The sequence below is a fragment of the Clostridium ljungdahlii genome, assembly GCF_001636845.1.
Taxonomy (GTDB): Bacteria; Bacillota; Clostridia; order Clostridiales; family Clostridiaceae; genus Clostridium_B; species Clostridium_B ljungdahlii_A.
Genome location: NZ_LITT01000018.1, coordinates 14803 through 35223, shown reverse-complemented (window position 1 = coordinate 35223; position 20421 = coordinate 14803). Strand labels below are relative to the sequence as shown.

The following is a 20421-nucleotide window of genomic DNA, read 5'->3' as shown; positions in this document are numbered from 1 at the left end:
ATCAACTTATACGCAGATATGTTTTTACAATAATGAAGCTCTTTTAAATATTTTGTATATAAGTCTTAGAAAAAAATTCGTAAAAACTTAGAATTTTTGAATTGTTTGAGGTACGAGTTTTTAAAAGTTCTTAGTTTTTTTAGAATTTTTTACTTAGATTTATCAAAATATTTAACGAGCTGAATGTTGTAGAAAACATTCGGAGTATAAGTTTATTTTTTGATTAGAAACCTTCGTATAAATGAAGTTGAAGATTTGTTGGATATTGGATGAAATGCTTACTTAATTTATTTTGAAGTTTTAGACTAAAGTTCTTTATTTTAAACAACATTAAGCTTATAATAAAAATGTTAAAAAGTTATTTTACAGTGCCTACATAAGAGGAGGATGGAAATGAAAAAAATTATTTTAGTTTGTTTAGTAGTTATGGGGGTGTTTTTAGGTGGCTGTAGTTATAATAAAAATTCAGCTCCTACAAAGACAATTACAAATTCTAATGAACAGAATGACAAGGGTTCGTTCATAATGGGAGGAAAGATTACAACAAATGAAGATACTCAGATAACTTCAAACATTTCGGCAAGGGTTTCAGAAGTATCTGTAGATATAGGGACAAAAGTAACAGATGGACAAGTTATTATAAAATTGGATACCCAAGATCTTCAGAATCAAGTTGATCAAGCACAAAATGCATTAAATGCTGCAAATTCAAATTTAACTAGTGCACAAAGTAGTACGTATAATAGTACAAGCCTAACAGGTAGTTCTGCATCGTCCAATATAAGTACTTATCAAAGTCAGGTAAATCAGGCACAGGCTGCATTAAAAGCTGCTCAAAACTCGCTTAACAATGCTACTGTTACATCACCTATTGCAGGAACAGTTAGTGCTAAAAATGTAAATGTTGGAGATATGGCTTATCCAGGTAAACCGCTTATCTCAATAGTTAATTCTGATAAGTTATATGTAAATGCATATGCACCATCTTACATTTTAAATAAGATTAACGTTGGCCAAAATGTAATTATTAGGGTACCTGACCTTCCAAATCAGGATTTCCAAGGAAAAGTAACTGTCATAAATTCTAAGGTAGAGCCGCAAAGTTCAGATATTTTAGTACAGGTTAGTATAAATGGTAAAAATCCATCTTTGAAACCAGGTATGTTTGCGGAAATCGGATTAGAGTAGTGAAAAGGGGGGATACAGCATGGTTAATAAAATAGTTAGTATGATTAAGAAATATAAAATAGCAGCTATTGGAATATTAGTAGGAATTGCAGTAATATTGTGCGGTATAATATCTTATTTTTGGTATGAAAACACTTATTATATTTCAACAAATGATGCAGTAGTGGGTGCAGATTTAGTTAATGTAAATACTCAAATTCAAGGTAAATTACTAGAGTTTGATTTAAATGAGGGCGATGAAGTTAATAAAGATGAGATATTGGCCAGACAGGAAGTTACGAATACCCCGGATTCAAGTATAGATTCATCTTTAGTGAGAGCTCCTATAAGTGGTATAGTTGTGAAAAAGCAGAGTACTCAGGGAGAATTTAAATTAGCTGGTCAAACTATAGCTACTTTAGCAGATGAAGATAATGTTTATGTAACTGCAAATATAGATGAAAAAGAAATTCAAAATATAAAAGTTGGTCAAGCTGTTACCGTTAAGTTGGATGAATTTAATGGTAAAAAGTTTAATGGAAAAGTAAAATCCATTGGATTAGTATCACAAAATGGTTTAAATCAATCTTCTAAAGATAAAGATGGTAAGTTTGAAAAAGTAAACCAAAAAGTACCAGTTAAAATTCAGTTCAATAAGGCTAAGGGATTGGTTTTAGGAACTAATGCAAATGTCAAGATTCGCATAAAATAGAAAAAGTTTCTATGGAATTCTAAACGAAAAATAAACTTATGCTCCGAATATTCTTACGCATAAGTTTATTTTTTAGTTAGAAATTCTACTTATCTATCATAATCATGTTAAATTGGGTATTATAGCTGCAATTAAAACCCGCCTTAGTTAAAGCATCTAAGCTCACATTTTTACTAGGAGAAAGGTTTTTAGCATTAAAACTATAAGTTTGCTTATCTATAGTCAATTTCATTGAAGCTGAATCATAGCTTCCACCTAAGTACATAGCTATATAACTTGGATTAACATAAGCTTTACCCTTTATGATTTCAGCTTGATTACTTCCAAATGCAATTGGTGTTCCATATATAATTAATCTTGGATCAGCACCTATGGCTGCTAGTTCTTTATTATTCATATCTACATTGTATGCAGTTGGAAGAACTACTTTTGTGCTGTTTTGAGGATGATCTTTGTCTAGTACAAAGGAATCTACTAAGGTACCATCTTGTTTATAAGCATTTATCGTAAGTACATTTCCTTTGACATCTGCTACTTCATAGCAAGGCATGTCTTGTGGATCAAAGAAGAATGCATCCCAAATTTTAGATGATAAATCTCCATAATACTTAGCTCCACTTCTGCCAGTTACATAATATACAGTTCCTTTAGAATAATCGGTATAGTATTTTCCATTATTAATAGGAAAAGTTCTCGACATTGCATGATCATGTCCATTTAGAACCACATCTACGTGGTGTTTTTCTAATACAGGTGATATTATATTTTTTAAAGTTACATTTGCTCTTGAAGCTTTATTGTAGTATGGGGTCTTATGGAAGGATACTATTGTCCAAGGCTTTTTATTTGAAGTCAAGTCTGAATCAAGCCATACCGCTTGTTTTTTTAAAAATTCATCATTATTTGGAGATTCCTCTTCCTCTTGGCTGTCTAACATAACGAAATGAACATTTCCATAATCGTAAGAATATACTTGCCCTTTGAAACCATCGGGACCGTTCATCGGAACTTTAAATTGATTTGTAAAATATTTAGGTTTAGTTGAATCCCAGCCAACTGCATTGTAGGTTTCGTGATTGCCTTGAACTGGCATTTCAGGTAAATTGTCAATAACTCCTTTAGCAGCATCAAACCAGTTATTCCAATGTCTATAATCTTGGCCCTTTTCAACTAAATCTCCCATATTTATCATGAAATCTGCATCTTTATTTTTAGAATAGGCGTTTTGAACTGTCTTATTCCAAGGAGCATAATTTGGAACATTTGCATTTCCACTTTGAGAATCCCCAAAAACAATAAATTTAACGTCATCTTCTTTGTTTGATTCTGTCTTAAATGTATTTTCAGTGCTCCAGTTTTGGCCATCTCCTACCATATAACTATACTTAGTTCCTGGAGTAAGATTTTCTAAGGTAGCTGAAAATAAATTCATATATCCAGTGTTTATATCAGTGCTTGATGTGGAAAAATCTTGTTTAGCAGCATTGAAGGTTTTTGTTTCTCCGGTAGCCAAATTTTTATATTGAACTAATCCTTTAGTTACATTTGTACTAGTTCTCCAGGTGATTGTCTGTGTAGTTTTAGGGTCCTTAGTCCAGGTTAAAGTAACGTGATCAGGTTTTACAGTAGAATTTAAATTAGTATTAATAGTTGTACTATCGTAAGCCGCATGAACTGAGTATATTGGAGCTATTGTTGATGTGGCAGCAATAAGTGCAGCTATTACCATTGATAAGTATTTTTTTTTCATAATATTTTCCCCCTAACTTAATTTTCCATTTGACAGTCTTAGTATATATTTTCGAAATTAAATGGATATTATATAAAGTTAACTGTATGTTAATTTATATTATGCTATAATAAATGTTAATTATAATTTTTGTGATATTGAAGGAGAGTATGATAAATGGAACATAAGGGAGTTTTAAAGAATATAGGCGGATATATATTTTATATTACATTGGCAGTTGTGTTTGCATTGACATTTAGGACCTATGTTTTTGCAAGAACAACTGTGATAGGACCTTCTATGCAGCCTACATTTCATGATAAGGATTCTGTATTCTTGGAAAAAGTAAGTACTGAAACCGGTCATATAAGTAGAGGAGAAATTGTTACTTTTTATTCTAAAGACGAAAATAATGATGATTATATAAAAAGAGTTATAGGAATAGCTGGAGATAAAGTTGAAATAAAAGATGGAAATGTATATTTAAATGGACAGCTTCTTTCAGAAGATTATCTTCCTAAAGGAACTATTACTGAACCTAATTCTCTTATTACACAATATGTAATCCCTAAAGGATATGTTTTTGTACTTGGAGACAATAGGGGAAACAGTACTGACAGCAGAATACTTGGACCAATAAGCTTGAAAGATATAAGAGGACACGTTATTTTGAGAGTATACCCTTTTAATAATATTAAAGCGTTTTAAAATTCATAATATGTGCAAAGGTTGAGTATGTAAAAGTTAAATTATTGTGGGGAGTAAAAAATGAACATTAGAGAAAAATATTTAAAAAATGCTAAAAAAGTTGTAGTTAAGGTAGGTACTTCTACTCTTATAACCGAAGATGGAGCTTTGGATTTGTATAGAATAGAGGAAATAGTAAGACAAATTTGTTATTTGCAAAATCAAGGTAAAAGTGTAGTTTTAGTAACTTCCGGAGCTATTGGTGTTGGCTTTTTGAAATTGGGACTTAAAACAAAGCCAAAAGACATATGTGAAAAGCAAGCTGCTGCGGCTATTGGGCAGGGAATACTTTTGAATACATATGAAAAGATATTTTCAGAACATGGCAAAATAGTTGCTCAGATTTTACTTACAAAAAATGATCTGGATATAGTGGACAATTATACTAACGCCCAAAATACCTTCACAGCACTTTTAAAACGTGGAGTTATACCCATAGTTAATGAAAATGATGCAGTTGCAGTAGAGGAAATAAAATTTGGTGATAACGATACGCTTTCGGCTTTGATTGCAAAGACCATTCATGCAGATATCCTCATCCTGCTCTCAGATATTGATGGACTTTATAGTTCTGATCCTCAATCGGATAAGGATGCTAAATTAATAAGCTGTGTTCCTAAAATAACAAAGGAAATTGAAGATTGCAGTAAGGGATCTCACAGTAATGTTGGAACAGGTGGTATGTATACTAAAATTAAGGCTGCAAAAATAGCAGTGTCATCGGGGATATCTATGATAATAGCAAATGGGTCCCAAGATGCTGTTATAGAAGATATAGTTTCAAATAAAGAAATTGGAACTTTATTTGAAGCAGAAAAATAGAAGGAGGCTTATAGAGGTGGATATAGATAGTTATGTTGTAGAAAAAGCTAAAACTGCAAATAGGGCTGCAAGAATATTATCTAATATGGGTCCTGATTTAAAAAATAAAGCTTTAGGTGCCATGGCAGAGGCACTTCAAAACAATAAAGGACTTATTTTACAAGCTAATAAGGTAGATCTTGATAATGCAAAAAAGTCAGGTAAAAATAAAGCTTTTATCGACAGGCTTGAATTAAACCAAAAGAGGATAGATTCTATGGCAGGTGGACTTGTTAAGGTGGCTTCACTTCCAGATCCTATTGGAGAAGTGTCTAAGATGTGGAAAAGGCCTAATGGACTGCGTATTGGAAAAGTGAGAGTACCTCTTGGAACAATAGGAATAATATATGAAGCTAGGCCAAACGTAACGGTAGATGCTGCTGCACTTTGTCTTAAAAGTGGAAATTCAGTTATTTTAAGAGGAGGAAAAGAAGCAATAAACTCTAATGCAGCTATATACAATATAATAAATAAAGCTGCTGTTAGTGCAGGACTTCCAGAAGGGGCTATTGAATTTATAGATATAACTGAAAGAGAAGCAGTGGAAACTTTGATGAAACTTAACGAATATGTAGATGTGCTGATACCAAGAGGGGGCAGGGGACTTATTAATTCCATAGTAAAGAATTCTACAGTTCCTGTAATTCAAACTGGTATAGGAAATTGCCATGTTTATGTGGATGAAAGTGCAGATTTAAATATGGCAGAGAATATAGTGGTAAATGCAAAAACTCAAAGACCAGCAGTTTGTAACGCTATGGAGACATTGCTTGTACACAGGAATGCTGCTGAAAAGTTCTTGCCTCATTTGGGAGAAACTTTAAAAAGTTTGGGAGTTGAAATAAGAGGATGTAGTGAAACGAAAAAATTGATTCCCTATGCAAAACTAGCACAAGAAGAAGATTATGATACAGAATTTCTAGATTTGATATTGGCCGTAAAAGTAGTGAATTCGTTAGATGAAGCAATGGATCATATTTATAAATATGGAACAAAACATTCTGAAGCTATAATAACGAATGATTATAATGCATCTCAAAGATTTTTAAATGAAGTTGATGCTGCGGCAGTTTATGTAAATGCCTCTACTAGATTTACTGATGGTGAGCAGTTTGGATTTGGTGCCGAAATAGGTATAAGTACCCAGAAGCTTCATGCGAGAGGGCCTATGGGATTAAATGAACTTACTACATCAAAGTACGTAATCTATGGAGAAGGACAGATACGAAAATAGAGATTTTTATTGAATTTAAATCAAACTTCTGAGAATCGTATACTCAGAAGTTTAATTTTTGATTGGAATTCCCAAATGGAGAATACTTTATGATTATGGTATAATATAGAAAATAATTTTTTCGATTTTGAGAGGTGTATAAAATGGCAGGTATAAAATATGAAATAAAAGAGAATAAAGGAGTATTATCAGAATCCCCTAAAGGATGGAAGAAAGAATTAAATTTAGTTAGCTGGAATGATAGAACTGCTAAATATGATATAAGAGATTGGTCACAAGAACATGACAAAATGGGAAAGGGAGTTACCCTAACTGTAGAGGAATTGAGGGAGTTAAAAAACATATTAAATAATATGGATTTGTCTTAGAGGTATAATTTTATAAAATGTAAATCTTTATGGTGTATTTTCATAGTCTTATCTATATTTACAGTAACTGCATGCAGCAGGCAAATTAGATTTTCAAACAGTATAAGTTTAAAAAAAGAAAAGGAAGGCAGCCATTATGTGGTCCTATAGTCAAAAGTGTTTTTGAGCAAGTAAGATAGGGCTATATCTTGTTTGATGATTACCTACTATAACATTTCCATGAACTTTGTGAAAGCTACTAAATAAGATTCACTGATAAGTTTAATTGCAATGTAGAATATAATTTAAATTTTTGATATAATAGTATATAAAGGAAATGAATAAATTTTTAATTTATTTAAGATTAAAGAAATTAAAAGCAGGACAAAAAGTCGGAAGCAGTGCTCTGACTTTTTTTAAATAAATTAAATAAACGTTTTCATAAAATTATATTTATATTTTTAGGGGGAGTGTAAATGAAAAATCTAAAAGTTAGGGGTAAAATAAATCTTTTAATAGTATGTATCATTCTGATTTTAAATGCTTCAGTTCTTATATTAGTACACCATAATTTGAGTAATATAACAGATGAAAGCTATTCCAATCAATTGAAATCAAATTCTGGTATGGCTTTAAAGTTATTAGATGAAAAATACAGTGGAGCATGGAAAGAAAAAGATGGAAAGTTATACAAGGGAAGTAAACTTATAAGTGGAGACACTAAATTTGTAGATTCTATAAAAGCGGAGACAGGTGAAGAAGTTACTATATTCTTAAAAGATACAAGGATTTCTACGACGGTAATGAACAAAGGAAATAGAGCTGTAAATACAAAAGCTTTATCTGAGGTCTCAAATAAAGTGTTGAAATCTGGAGAAGACTTTAGGGGAGAAACAAAAATATTGAATGTACCCTATGAGGTAATATATAAACCAATCAAGGATAATGAAGGAAATGTACTGGGAATGTTTTTTATAGGCATTAGTAAAAGTGTAATAAATAATCAGATATTTGAAGTTTTTAAAAGCATAGGTATTATTGTGGTACTAATAGCTATATTGTCTGTCATAGCAGCAAATATTTTTGTATCTAAGATAACTAAAGTATTACTTTATTCTGCAGGGTATATGAACACTTTATCAAAAGGAGATTTTACTAAAGAAGTTCCTAGAGAATACTTGAATTATAAAGATGAAGGAGGAATTTTAGCCAAAGGTATAGAAAGTATGAGAAAATCTATGAATAATTTGTTGTATACTATTAGAAATGATTTTAAAACTATAGTTGATGAATCAAATAACTTGGCTTTGATTTCTAAAGAATTATCTGGATCCTCAAGTGATGTATCCCAGACTATAAACCAGGTGGCTGGGGCAAATACAAATCAGGCACAAGAATTAGTTGCTGTAAATGAGGTTATAGATTCCTTTAGCAATGAATTGTCTAAGATAGTCGAGGATATAAATGAAATAGATAGGAACTCTAATGAAATAGACAGTATGGCAAAAGAAAATAGTGAGAAACTGCCTAATATAGAAAGGTCTATTACAAAGGTAAATGATTCTTTTAAAATGTTTAAGGACGATATAACGGAATTTAGTAGTAATGTGCTGAAAATAAATGACATAACTAATATTATAAACAGTGTTTCAGATCAAACTAACCTACTAGCTTTAAATGCAGCTATAGAAGCAGCTAGAGCTGGAGAAGCTGGAAAAGGTTTTGCAGTTGTAGCAGAGGAAGTAAGAAAATTAGCTGCACAGACTAAGGAGTCTTCTACAAGCATAGATAGTTTAATTAAATTGCTTTCTAATAAAATAGGAGACATAGTAAAGGAAACTTCAGAGATGGACAATGAAATTGTAAATCAGACTAACTCTATAAATGAATCTGTAGAAGCTTTTACTAATATAACTTATGCAGTTAATAATATAATACCTAAAATTCAAAAAGTGAATGTATCTGTAGACAATCTAGAAAAAAGCAAAGATAAAATAGTGAGTAGTGTAGAAGAAACCTCAGCTACTGCAGAAGAGATGGCCGCATCTACTGAGGAAATAGCTGCTTCCAGTACTGAAATGAGTAAGTCTGCAAATAAAGTATATGAGGTTGCAGAAAACCTTGAAAGTATGACAGAAAATCTTAAGAAAAATATAACTAAATTTAGGATAAATAATTAATATCTCGACTAAAGAAATTAAATAGTTATTATGTAGATGCAAAATAAAAATGGCGGAACTTTATGGTTCAGCCATTTTTATTTTAAGTGGATGATATGATATAGGTTATTATAGATACCGCTAATATTAATGCTATAAAAAAAATTGTAGTAGCAGTTTTTATATGTTTTTTATGCAATTCTATTGGAGAAAGTTGTTCTTTCATGTTATAGCTCCTTTTATTATGTAATTATAATGATAAATTTAATATAATTCATGATGTAATTTAATTATATAATAAATGAATTGCTATTTCAATATTGCAAATTGTTGTAGATAATATATTACAAAATAATGTAGAATTGTATGTGATTATGTTTGTAATATACTTAGCAGTAAATTTATGAAAATGATATTGTAAATAATTTAAAAAGTAATAAAGATCTTAAAAATTGCAATGGAAGTAAATGTTCAATAATGATATAATTATTTCATTAATTATAGAGTTCCTAGATTGAAAGTTGAATTATTCTCCGGATATTTTTACAACCTTCAGTCCGTTAAATATTTTGATAAGTCTAAGTAAAGAATATTTAAATGTACTTCATTATTGTAAAAATATCTCTGTGAATAAATTCAAATTTTAAATTGGAAACCCTATAACAATAAAATATTTTGGGAGGATTATTATATGAGAAGTAAGTTTAGGAGTCTAAATACTAATTCAATGAGAAAATTAGATATGGGATTATATGCAAAAAAATTATTTGTAGTATTTTGGACTATGTTTTTTTTACTTGGCTTTTCATTCACGGCAGTGGCAGCGGACTCGTCACAAGTACTAAATCAAGTAAAAAACGATATTAAAACTTATTATGTAGGCAATATACCAGACGGGGTATTAAATGCATCTAGTATAGATGAAGCACTGAAAAAACTTAATGATCCATATACTGAGTATTTTTCTAAAGATGAAGAAACAAATTTTTTAAATTCCATAAATAATAAAATCTATGGAATAGGCATATATATGTCTCAAGTTCCTTCAGGGATAAAAATAGATTCTGTAGTTGCAAATTCTCCAGCAGAAAGTGTGGGACTTAAGGAAGGGGATATTATAATTTCGGCGAATTCCCATTCACTTGCCAATATAACACTTGATCAAGCTTCTTCATATATTAAAGGAGACGAAAATACAAATGTTAATCTTGTAGTTCAAAGGCAGGACAAGGTATTAAGTTTTTCTGTAAAAAGGGGAGAGGTGAGTATTCCAATAGTAGATGGAAAAATGTTGGATGGTAATACTGCATATATTCACATAGCATCTTTTGGAGAAGACACATCACAAAAGTTTAATGAAAAATTAAAAGAACTTCAAGCAAATAAACCTGCAAGGTACATAATAGACCTGAGAGATAATGGTGGAGGATATATGGATTCTGCCCTAAATGTAGCAGGAAATTTCATAGGACAAAATTTAGCACTTATAGTTGAAAATAAAAGCGGTAAAAAAATAGGTTACCTAGCAGGAGAAGAACAAAATATAATAGACAAGCCTACTATATTTTTGGTAGATAAATATACTGCTAGTGCTTCAGAAATACTGTCTGCAGCAGTGAAGGATTATAAAAAAGCTTTTTTTATAGGAAATACTACTTATGGAAAAGGTGTGGCACAGCAGATGTTTGACCTTTCAGATGGAGGAGCATTGAAGTTAACTGTAGAAAAATTTTATTCCCCTGCAGGTAATACAATACAAAAAGTAGGAATAAAGCCTGATTTTGATACAGGTAATGAGAATTCCTTAGCAGTAGCACAATTATTGTCGGGACAATGTAAAGATGGAACAGACGAAAGAGGATTTTTAAAGGTTACAATAAGTAATGAAAATTTTTATATAGATTTAAGTATTGCTAAAAATGAGGAATATTGGTCTGCTTTTAAGTATATAGTGAATAATATAGATAGATCACAAATTTGTATAGGCACTAAAGATGGATGGGCAAAGGTTCCGGAGGAATACTTTAGCAATATGTATAAGTTTTTTTATCCAGAAGATAAGGTTTTAGATACAATGCAGCAGGTGTCACAGGATAAAGCATTTACTGTAATTTTTAATAAAAAAATAAGCTCTGATATAAAGGATAAAGTAAATATGGAAATTATAAATAGCACTACTGGTAAAAGGGTTGCTTTTAAAATAGGCAGCGTAGAAGATAACAAAATAGTTATTGTGCCACAAGAAAAATTAGAAAAAGGCAAGACCTACTATATAAAGGTTAATGACACTATAAAGCCAGTTACTGTTAAAAACTAATGAAAGGTGAAAAATGGAAACAACTCATAGACTTTCTTCATTTGAATATAAGGTAATAAAGAAGAATATAAAAAATATAACCATTAAAATTAATGAACAAGGTGAAGTATATATAATAGCACCTCTTAATGTTAGTTATCCATCTATAGAGAAAATAGTTGAGAATAAAATGGGATGGATACAGGAAAATGTAAAAATTACAAAAAATAGAATTTACACCATGAAGTCTACGGGTCTGTTAGATGGAAAAAAGCTTTTATGGATGGGGAATCTTTTAAAAATAGAAGTTCGACAGGCAGACATAAAAAAATGTTATGTAGAAATTGCAGAAGATAAAATTATAGTTTATGGCAAAGCTGTTTTATTAAAAAATGAAGAAAATATTAAAAAGAGCATATGTGAATTTTATAAACAAAGGGCTAGGGTGATTTTTAGAGAACGGGTGGATATTTATTACAAGAATCTAAATGTCTATCCCCAAAAAATAACAATTAGGTGTCAGAAGACTAGATGGGGCAGCTGTTCCTCTAACGGTAATATTAATTTAAATTATAAAATATTAATGGCACCTATGGAAATTATAGATTATGTAGTTGTGCATGAACTTTGCCATCTGGTACATATGGATCATTCTAGAGATTACTGGAAATTGGTAGAATCTATAATTCCACAATATAAAAACAGAAGAAAATGGCTTAAATGTAATGGATATATGCTTAATTTTCCAAAAAAATACATATGAATAGTAAGTGAACTTATAGACATTAGAAAAATAATAAAGTAAAATTAAGTAAGTTATTATAAGTAATTTTAATTGCGAAAGGAAAATAATATGAAATTTTATTTTTTACTTTTGATTGCAGTGGCACTTTCTTTAGATGCCTTTGGCGTTTCACTGTGTGTGGGATTGAATGGCGCAGCGGAGAGAAGAAATAAGTTTCAACTTTCTTTTTCATGTGGATTTTTTCAGTTTTTTTTTGCGATATGTGGTGCTTATGCAGGTTTTCTATTTAATACATATATTGCGTCTGTTCCCCAGGTAATTGGAGGAGCATTAGTATCTATAGTAGGCGTCCTTATGGTTAAAGAAGGTTTTGCTAGTAAAGGAGAATGCATACTCATTAAACCAGGAATGATTCTAGTGCTTGGAATTTCAGTAAGTATTGATGCACTAGTAATAGGATTTACAACTTTAAATAATATAGCAAATAGGATGGATCTATTTATTAGTACTGTGTTTATAGGCTTAATTACCTTTATTATGTGTTTATTTGCTTTTTTTATTTCGAAGTACCTTCAGAAAATACATATTGTAAGTAAATATGCAGATTATATAGGTGGAGTAATACTTATTATATTTGGTATTAAAATGATGTTTTTTAAGTGAAATTTGGGGTGAATTTATGGATGTAGAAAAGTACTTGAGAAAATGTAGAATAAAAGTTACAAAGGCAAGATTGAATATTTTAGATATATTATCTAAAAGTGAAAATGCTATAACTGTTGATAATTTATTTGAAAAGTGTAGAGAGAGAAACATAAATGTAGATTTATCCACTATTTATAGGTCCTTAGAATTGTTTGAAAATAAAAAAATTGTTAGAAAATTTGATTTGGGCGAAAATAAATATAGTTATGCTATAATGAGAAAAAAGCATAAGCATATATTGGAGTGTAAAATATGTCATAAAGAAGTAGAAATAGACTGTCCTATGCAGCAAATAGAAGAAATTATAAAAAGCAAAACGGGCTTTGTATTTGAGGATGAAGAACTGGATTTTAAATTAAATGGAATATGTGCAGATTGTAGAAAGAGAAAAAGTAGTAAAAACTAAAAAATTTTATTTTAAAGTTATCTGTGCGGGATATACTTTTTTTATTTTCCACACTCCTCTAGTGTTTTTTTGTATAAATACGGTATATTCTAGTTTTTCGTAGGGCATTTTAGCAGACATACCAGAAACTTTAATAAATGCAACTGTTCCATTGGAAAAATACATATTTATATCCCCCATGTTGCACAGCTTATATTTATTAAAAATGCCGGTAGTAAAATAATTTTTGACTGCATAGTTTATATCTCTACACTTATATGATACATATACTTTTTCTACTATTGTAATAGTAAGTAAAATACTTATAAATAGAATAATAAATTTTTTCATAATTTTCCTCCATATAATGGAAATAATGCTTTCAATATTATAATATACAAATTTACAAAATAAGTAAATACCCGTTTTTATTTATTTAGAAAAATATTTTGTAGAGCTAGGATTTATGTGGAAGTTAAGTCTATTTTTAATTTTAAATTATTTAAATTTTTACGGTTGTATGGTATTATTTTATTAAGAAACATTACAATGCAAAACTTTATTGGGGTGAAATTATGAGACTGGAATTTATAGATAGGGTTATGGAAGAAGATATACTTGGAAAGAGCATATTAACCTGTGAAGGACAAGTTTTATTACGAGCAGGAGTAAAGTTAAATAGTAATTATATAGATAAATTAAAAAAATTAGGTGTATTTTATGTATATGTAGAAGATGAAAGATTAGAAGATGTTTATGTAGAAGATGAAAAATTGGCGCAGCTTAAACAGTCCACTATGAAAAGTATGTCAAAGGTAATGGTAAATTTGAATAATTATGATGAAAGAGGATTAAGACAATCTTTAAAAACAGTAGAAGAAATGATTAATTACATAGTTGATGTTGGAGATGTAAATAAAAGTCTTTATGACATACATACATATGACAACTATACTTTTGTTCACTCAATAGATACTTGTGTTATGGCTTCTTTTTTAGGAATTTCCGCAGGATATAATGGATCTGATATAAAGAAACTTGGCGTGGGAGCTATCCTACATGATATAGGAAAGACGAAGGTGCCTATAGAGATATTGAATAAAAGTGGCAAGTTGACAGATGAAGAATTCGCTGAAATAAAAAAGCATCCCCTACACGGTTCAAAAATCTTAATGAAAACTTTTGGTACATACAGTCCTATAATTAAAATAGTTGAACAGCATCATGAGAGAGTTGATGGTAGAGGATATCCTTATGGACTTACGGATAAGCAGATAACAAATTTTGCAAAAATGGTTTGTATATGTGATGTATATGATGCTGTTAGTAATGATAGGTGTTATAGAAAAAAGTTTCGCCCTAATGATGCCTATGAACTCGTACTTTCAGGCAGTGGAAGTAGTTTTGACCAGGAAATAGTATCCCATTTCAAAAATACATTTGCTGTTTATCCACTTGGATGCTGTGTTAAGTTATCAAATGGAGTTAAAGGATATATTGTAAGACAAAACAGAGGATTTCCTGATAGACCGGTGATAAGGGTATTACAAGATCCTGAAACTGGAGCTAATATATCAGGTTATGAAGTGGATTTACTTAAAAATCTAAGCGTAATCGTAAAAGAAATAGTATAATATAGAATTAAGTTGGGAAAAATAAGTTACACAGTGTGTTATAGATATCAAAATATTTATGATAATATACTGTGTATTCGTTTTTTTGAGGAGAAAAATATGAGTTCATATATTGATAATTTAATAGATAAGTTATGCAAAAACTATAATTTTAATATTATAGAGCTAGAAGGTATAAATGGAATATGCAGTAGATGGGCGTTATGCAGAGAACAAAATTCTATTATGCAGGTAGTTTTCTTTTCTAGGGTGGAAAGTTATAGAAATGTAAATGCAGAAGATATAAAGTTACGTTTAAAAAAGCTGTTTGACAATAAAAGTGTAAGACTTATACAAATAGTGTTAGATAGGGAAGTACATGCCACAGTGGATAAAAATGATAATCCACAATGTGGATTAATTTTTTTAAATCCTTATTTGAATCAAATAACTTTGTATACTCCTGATTTGGAGGAGTTAGCTAAAGAAATATATAATTGTATGATTTATGTAAAACAAAGTACTTTAGCAAATAAGCAGTCAAAAAACATATATAAAATAAAAGACCTAATTGTAACGTGGATCATAATAGCTTTAAATGTTGCTGCATATGCAGTAACTGCATACCTTTCTGGAAATATATTTGATAGTGATGTAAATGTACTTGTATTTATGGGAGCTAAGGTTAATTCACTTATAGCTTCAGGACAGTATTATAGACTTTTTACTTGTATGTTCTTACATGCTGGAATAGTTCATTTAGGAGTAAATATGTATTCACTTTATATAATGGGTTCTTTTGTTGAGAAAGTGTATGGTAAAGTTAAATATATAGTGCTGTACCTTATATCAGGTTTAGTTTCTTCGGTATTTAGTTTTATGTTTTCGTCCTCTATTTCAGTAGGAGCTTCAGGAGCAATATTTGGACTTTTAGGCGCAGCATTGGTATTTGCTATAAAAATGAAACATAAAATTGGTAAAGAATTTTTTATGAATGTATTATCTATAATCGTGATAAACCTTGTAATAGGATTTTCTATAGCAAATGTAGATAACTTTGGGCACCTAGGAGGACTTGTAGGAGGAGTAGTCATAACATATTTATTGGGCAATGTAAAAATAAGAACATTGCCCGATAAGTAATTGTTTTAACTTTCACAGTTTAAAAATATTGCGAAGCAATATTTTTGAGAGGACAGAGGACAATTGACAGAGGACAGTGGAGGAGGATTTTTCTCCGCTGTACTACGAAAAATCTTTAATTAAATTTTTAATGACTCATTTCGCTAAAGCCAAATATTGTTGACTTATATAAATTTTAAGCTTGTTTTGCATTAGCAAAACAAGCTTAAAAATAAATTAGTTTTCTGACGTAAGGAGGAAAACTCACCTTCATTGTCCTCTGTCCTCTGTCAATTGTCCTCTTGAAAAAGTTGCTTCGTAATTTTTTGTATTAATTTAAAATTTTGTATGTGCGAAAGGTGAGTAACTGTTAAATAAATAAATCTTTTAAATCATTTGAAAATAAGGTTTCCTTTTCCATAAGTAACTGAACTGTGGCTTTAAGACAGTGCCTATTTTCAATAAGAATATTTTTTACATCATTATATATTGAATCTGTAAGACACTTACACTCTTTAATAATCTCATTTTGATTTATATTTAAATCTGATAGTTCCCTCATATTTAAAAGACCTAAAGTGTTTCCCATTCCATACTGAGTTACCATTTTAAAGGCTATGTTTGTGCTATGCTGAAGATCATTATAGGCACCTGTGGTTACGTAATCTGCCCCAAAGATAACTTCTTCAGCAGCTCTTCCACCTAAAAGTACCATTATTCTTTTACGCAAGTAATCTTTATTTTGATAGAGCTTGTCCTCAGGTATGCTTAATGTATAACCTCCAGCTCCTTTAGTACTTGGAATAATTGTTATTTTAGAAATCTTTTCATTTGGAAGTACTTTTGAGGATACTAAAGCATGGCCTACTTCATGGTAAGCAGTTATTCTTTTGTCTATATCTTTTATATAATCCCTATCTTTTTTCTCATAACCTGTTAGTACTATGGAAAAAGCTTTATCAATGTGCTTGTTTTCTATATAAGTACTATCTTCTTTACAGGCAAGTATTGCAGCTTCATTTATTAAGCTTTCAATTTTTGCACCTGAAAAGTAAGAAGTTTTTTGAGCCCACTCGTGTACATCTATATTGTCTACAGGTTTATTTTTTAAGTGGAGGGATATAATTTTTTCTCTTGAAGAAACGTCAGGGAGAGTTACTTCTATATGTCTGTCAAATCTTCCAGGCCTTAAAAGGGCAGGATCTAGCATATCTAACCTATTGGTAGCAGCTATTATTACAATTCCCTCTTTTTCATTAAATCCAGACATTTCTGTAAGCAGAGCATTTAAAGTTTGATCTCTTTCATCAGAGCCTCCGGTACTTCCTGAGCCATCTCTTTTTTTACCTATAGCGTCTATCTCATCTATAAATATAACCGCTTTTCCAGATTTATTGTTTTTAGCCTTTTTAAATAACTGTCTTATACGGCTGGCACCTACACCTACATATACTTGTACAAAATCAGAGCCTGAAACGGCATAAAATGGAACTTCTGCTTCACCTGCAATAGCTCTTGCAAGGAGAGTTTTTCCGGTTCCTGGCTCACCGAATAATAAAACCCCTTTTGGCATTCTTGCACCATAAGATGTATATTTTTTAGGGTTCTTTAAGAAATCAACTATATCCTGGACACTCTCTTTAGCTTCCTCATTTCCCGCTACACTTTTAAAATTACAATTAGAATCTTCTATGGCAGAAGCATCTAAGGAATCGAGAGATACTATTTTTTTAGAAGATTTGCTAGAAAACTTAAGTGCCATAAAAACAGCTGCCATAATGGAAATTATAAGTATAGCAGTAGGATAAGCCTGCCTGTTATTTACAGTATATTGCTCAGATACACTTATTCCATCGTTTAAAAGTACTTCTTTAGCGTTAGGGGTTCTAGGATTATCCGTATCATATATGCTGCCGTTTTTTAATTTTACTCTTATTTTTGGGGAATCTGTCATATACACTGTCGAAACTATTTTCTTTGATACATCTTTTTGAAACGAAATATATGACTTATAGGGTATAGAGCTGTTACTATAATTCATAAATAGTAACATGCAAAGAGATAAAATAGAGGTTAAAATAGGAATTATTATAAACTTATTTTTTATCTTTTTCATTTAAGTTCTCCTTTCTTGAGATAGATTCTCTATAGTGATTTATATTAATTAGCTTAAAATTATAAGTTTTATAGTAAAATCTTGTAAAAACAAACGAAACTTTATAAAATCATATAATGATATTATAATATTTTTATAAATTAGTCTAATTAAAATCATAAATTTTGCTAAAGTAATTTATGGAACTAGTATAGTAATTTTAGAATTGTTTATTGCAGAAAATTTAATTTACTGTATACTTTATAATAAGAAGTTTGTAAATTTAGGGAGGAGATTTATATATGAAGGTGTCCTTTGGAAAAGCCATTTTGACAGAACAAGACATACTTGGTATAGTTCATGAGTATGTGAATATAGAAGGACTTAATATAGAAAAGATAAGTATAAATGAAATAATAACAATAGAGGGGACATATAAGAGCAAAATATCTGTAAATTTTCAAGTTAAGATGGGAATAGGAAATATAAATAACAACATAATAAATTTAAAAATATTTGATGTACGTGTGTATAAGTTTAAGATATTTAAGAATGTAAAAAATATTGTCCTTAAGAAGTTATTAGATAACTTTTCCCCTTATGGGGTAGAGGTGGACAGGGATACAGTAAGAGTGGATTTAGATCTGGCAGTAAAGCTTATACCTTACTTTAATCTCAAATTAAAAAAAGTAGGAATACTTCCTAGGGCACTAGAGGTAGAAGCAGAAGATATAAGATATGAGGAAAAAAAGAAATTTCCAAACATAGAGAAAAAGAAAAGAAGTATACTTATTCTAGATAAGTATCATAAGTTTAGAAAAAAAGTTGTAAGTAAAGTGCCGCAAAAATATGAAAAAATCGTAGAGTATGGGATGCTTGTACCGGATATTATAATGTTATTTATAAGATTATTTAAGGACAAAAGGGTTAAAATAAAGGTTAAGATTATGCTGTCAGGCGTAATAGCTTACCTTGCAAGTCCTATAGATATAATACCTGATTTTATACCTTTTGTTGGGAAAATAGATGATGTTGCTCTGGCGTTTTTTGCACTTAATACTATAATAGATGAAATACCAGAAGAAATTATAATTGAAAATTGGCAGGGTGAGGAAAACATAATTCTGGTTACAAGAGAGGCAGTAAAATATATTACAAAAATAATTGGAAGTGCAAATGTTTCTAAGGTTTTAAATCAGCTAAGCAATGTATTCAAATCATCTGAAAGAAAAGAAAAAGAGGGGAGAAGTGTTACATAAGGGATTAATATAACACGTAAATCGATATGGTTAAGAAAGTATATGCTATAAAAGAAGGATATGATTTTGAAAAAAATGAAAAAGTTGAAAATATTATAGTAAACACCTGGGGAGAATGTCTGAAATGTGTTAAAGGTGTTAAAGGTGCTACATATAAGAGCTTTAAAGATACAAATTCAGCTTTGGAATATTTAAAAGGAGAGGATAAGCTTTTAAAAAAGTCTGAGGGAAGCTATCCTAAAGATTGTTTGCATGTATATGTGGATGGAAGTTATAACATTTCAACGGAAATGTATTCTTATGCATTGGTGGCAGTTAAAGGTAATGTAGTTTATTATATAGAAAGCGATGCACATTCTTGTGAAGAAGGTAAAAATATAAGGCAAATATCTGGAGAATTAAAAGCAGCTGTTAGAGGAGTACAATATGCTCTGTCTAAGGGAGAGAAAAAAGTTGTTCTGTTCCACGACTATGAAGGAACCTGCAAGCATGCCCTTGGGTTATGGGAGAGAAAAGAAGCCTCATCTATAAAATATTACGAAGAAATGAACGAGCTTATGAAAAACATTGAGGTTATATTTGTTAAAGTAGATAGTCATACTGGGGATTTGTTTAATGAATTGGCAGATGAAAAGTGCAAGGAAAAGTTACAAATAGAATCAAAAAAAAGTGTTCAAAAATGGTTAATGAATAATGAGATAAAGACAGCTAATGATGAAGTAAAGAATGAGATATTAAAAATTGCACCTAAAGGTGAAAAAAATATAAAAGTTATTGATATATGAAAATGTAAAAATTAAGCTGTTTAAAAAAAATAAATTTGCATAATCTATCTAAAGAACATAAAAAATCATAGTTCTGTAAAAGAAAAAGCATTTTTTAAAGAGAGGAGTGTAGCAAAATGCGTGGAAAGTTTGTAGCAGGTGCAGTAATTGGTGCAGCAGTAGGAATGATGGTAGTACCAGAATTAGATAGATCTAAAAAGAGAATGATAAGAAAAACTTCTAGATACTTAAGAAATACTGCAGGAAATATGTATGGTGGAGTTATGAATTGGATGAGATAGCATAGGAGCTTAACAAGTACAATGTAAAATGTACACTTTTAATAATAAAGATGTACATTTTACATTGTTTTTTTATTGATTTAGACTATATTGTTTAGGTTTATGGCAATATGCTTTTATTTTTTAAAGTTTTTATTTTATAATTAAAAATATGTTATAATGATACTAATATAAAATAA

The 20421-nt window shown here is 30.1% G+C and carries 18 protein-coding genes and 1 pseudogene; 16 read left to right on the top strand and 3 right to left on the bottom strand.

Features of this window, described 5'->3' with window-relative positions:
- Positions 1–393 precede the first annotated feature (393 nt).
- Both WY13_RS09095 and WY13_RS09090 read left to right on the top strand, forming a co-directional pair.
- On the top strand, positions 394–1188 hold the full coding sequence (locus WY13_RS09095) for an efflux RND transporter periplasmic adaptor subunit (protein WP_063555366.1): 795 nt from the start codon (positions 394–396) through the stop codon (positions 1186–1188).
- Between the two features lie 19 nt (positions 1189–1207).
- Positions 1208–1879, top strand: a complete 672-nt coding sequence (locus WY13_RS09090) for an HlyD family secretion protein (RefSeq protein ID WP_242866421.1) — start codon at positions 1208–1210, stop codon at positions 1877–1879.
- 85 nt (positions 1880–1964) lie between these two features.
- Here WY13_RS09090 and WY13_RS09085 read toward each other — a convergent pair whose 3' ends face one another.
- Complete coding sequence (locus WY13_RS09085; protein ID WP_063555365.1) at positions 1965–3629, bottom strand: purple acid phosphatase family protein; 1665 nt, start codon at positions 3627–3629, stop codon at positions 1965–1967.
- Positions 3630–3785: 156 nt separating this feature from the next.
- Here WY13_RS09085 and lepB point away from each other — a divergent pair, with 156 nt between their 5' ends.
- The 9 genes from lepB to WY13_RS09040 all read left to right on the top strand — a co-directional run bounded on the left by lepB (position 3786) and on the right by WY13_RS09040 (position 13108).
- Positions 3786–4316 (top strand): signal peptidase I, encoded by a 531-nt coding sequence (gene lepB, locus WY13_RS09080; RefSeq protein ID WP_063555364.1) that lies wholly within the window; start codon positions 3786–3788, stop codon positions 4314–4316.
- A 60-nt stretch (positions 4317–4376) separates the two neighbouring features.
- Positions 4377–5177, top strand: a complete 801-nt coding sequence (gene proB / locus WY13_RS09075; protein WP_063555363.1) for a glutamate 5-kinase — start codon at positions 4377–4379, stop codon at positions 5175–5177.
- A gap of 16 nt (positions 5178–5193) precedes the next feature.
- Positions 5194–6450: a glutamate-5-semialdehyde dehydrogenase gene (locus WY13_RS09070; protein WP_063555362.1), complete on the top strand. Its 1257-nt coding sequence runs from the start codon at positions 5194–5196 to the stop codon at positions 6448–6450.
- Positions 6451–6593: 143 nt separating this feature from the next.
- Entirely contained in the window at positions 6594–6818 is a 225-nt protein-coding gene (locus WY13_RS09065) for a YdbC family protein (protein ID WP_063555361.1), read from the top strand.
- A 455-nt stretch (positions 6819–7273) separates the two neighbouring features.
- Positions 7274–8977, top strand: coding sequence for a methyl-accepting chemotaxis protein (locus WY13_RS09060; RefSeq protein ID WP_063555360.1), 1704 nt, complete (start codon positions 7274–7276; stop codon positions 8975–8977).
- 670 nt (positions 8978–9647) lie between these two features.
- Positions 9648–11273 carry a S41 family peptidase gene (locus tag WY13_RS09055; protein ID WP_063555359.1) on the top strand — a complete coding sequence of 542 codons (1626 nt, stop codon included), beginning with the start codon at positions 9648–9650 and terminating at the stop codon, positions 11271–11273.
- Positions 11274–11286: 13 nt separating this feature from the next.
- On the top strand, positions 11287–12015 hold the full coding sequence (locus WY13_RS09050) for a M48 family metallopeptidase (RefSeq protein WP_063555358.1): 729 nt from the start codon (positions 11287–11289) through the stop codon (positions 12013–12015).
- A 90-nt stretch (positions 12016–12105) separates the two neighbouring features.
- On the top strand, positions 12106–12660 hold the full coding sequence (locus WY13_RS09045; protein ID WP_063555357.1) for a manganese efflux pump MntP: 555 nt from the start codon (positions 12106–12108) through the stop codon (positions 12658–12660).
- A gap of 16 nt (positions 12661–12676) precedes the next feature.
- Entirely contained in the window at positions 12677–13108 is a 432-nt protein-coding gene (locus tag WY13_RS09040) for a Fur family transcriptional regulator (protein ID WP_063555356.1), read from the top strand.
- Positions 13109–13114: 6 nt separating this feature from the next.
- Here WY13_RS09040 and WY13_RS09035 read toward each other — a convergent pair whose 3' ends face one another.
- Positions 13115–13438, bottom strand: a complete 324-nt coding sequence (locus WY13_RS09035; protein WP_063555355.1) for a hypothetical protein — start codon at positions 13436–13438, stop codon at positions 13115–13117.
- 224 nt (positions 13439–13662) lie between these two features.
- On the opposite strand from WY13_RS09035, the gene WY13_RS09030 reads away from it, so the two are divergent.
- Together WY13_RS09030 and WY13_RS09025 are read left to right on the top strand one after the other, a co-directional pair.
- On the top strand, positions 13663–14721 hold the full coding sequence (locus WY13_RS09030) for an HD-GYP domain-containing protein (protein ID WP_063555354.1): 1059 nt from the start codon (positions 13663–13665) through the stop codon (positions 14719–14721).
- A 99-nt stretch (positions 14722–14820) separates the two neighbouring features.
- Positions 14821–15843 carry a rhomboid family intramembrane serine protease gene (locus WY13_RS09025; RefSeq protein ID WP_063555353.1) on the top strand — a complete coding sequence of 341 codons (1023 nt, stop codon included), beginning with the start codon at positions 14821–14823 and terminating at the stop codon, positions 15841–15843.
- A gap of 349 nt (positions 15844–16192) precedes the next feature.
- Here the strand turns inward: WY13_RS09025 and WY13_RS09020 are convergent, their stop codons facing one another.
- Complete coding sequence (locus WY13_RS09020) at positions 16193–17938, bottom strand: ATP-dependent metallopeptidase FtsH/Yme1/Tma family protein (protein ID WP_063555352.1); 1746 nt, start codon at positions 17936–17938, stop codon at positions 16193–16195.
- Between the two features lie 281 nt (positions 17939–18219).
- Between WY13_RS09020 and WY13_RS09015 the strand changes: the two genes are divergently transcribed.
- The 3 genes and pseudogenes from WY13_RS09015 (at position 18220) to WY13_RS20940 (ending at position 20242) form a co-directional block, all read left to right on the top strand.
- Positions 18220–19176, top strand: coding sequence for a YkvA family protein (locus WY13_RS09015; RefSeq protein WP_063555351.1), 957 nt, complete (start codon positions 18220–18222; stop codon positions 19174–19176).
- A 26-nt stretch (positions 19177–19202) separates the two neighbouring features.
- A pseudogene (locus tag WY13_RS09010) lies at positions 19203–19952 on the top strand (ribonuclease H family protein); the annotation flags it as partial.
- Positions 19953–20077: 125 nt separating this feature from the next.
- A complete protein-coding gene (locus tag WY13_RS20940; RefSeq protein ID WP_013237296.1) occupies positions 20078–20242 on the top strand; it encodes a YtxH domain-containing protein in 165 nt (54 codons plus the stop codon).
- Positions 20243–20421: the final 179 nt, after the last annotated feature.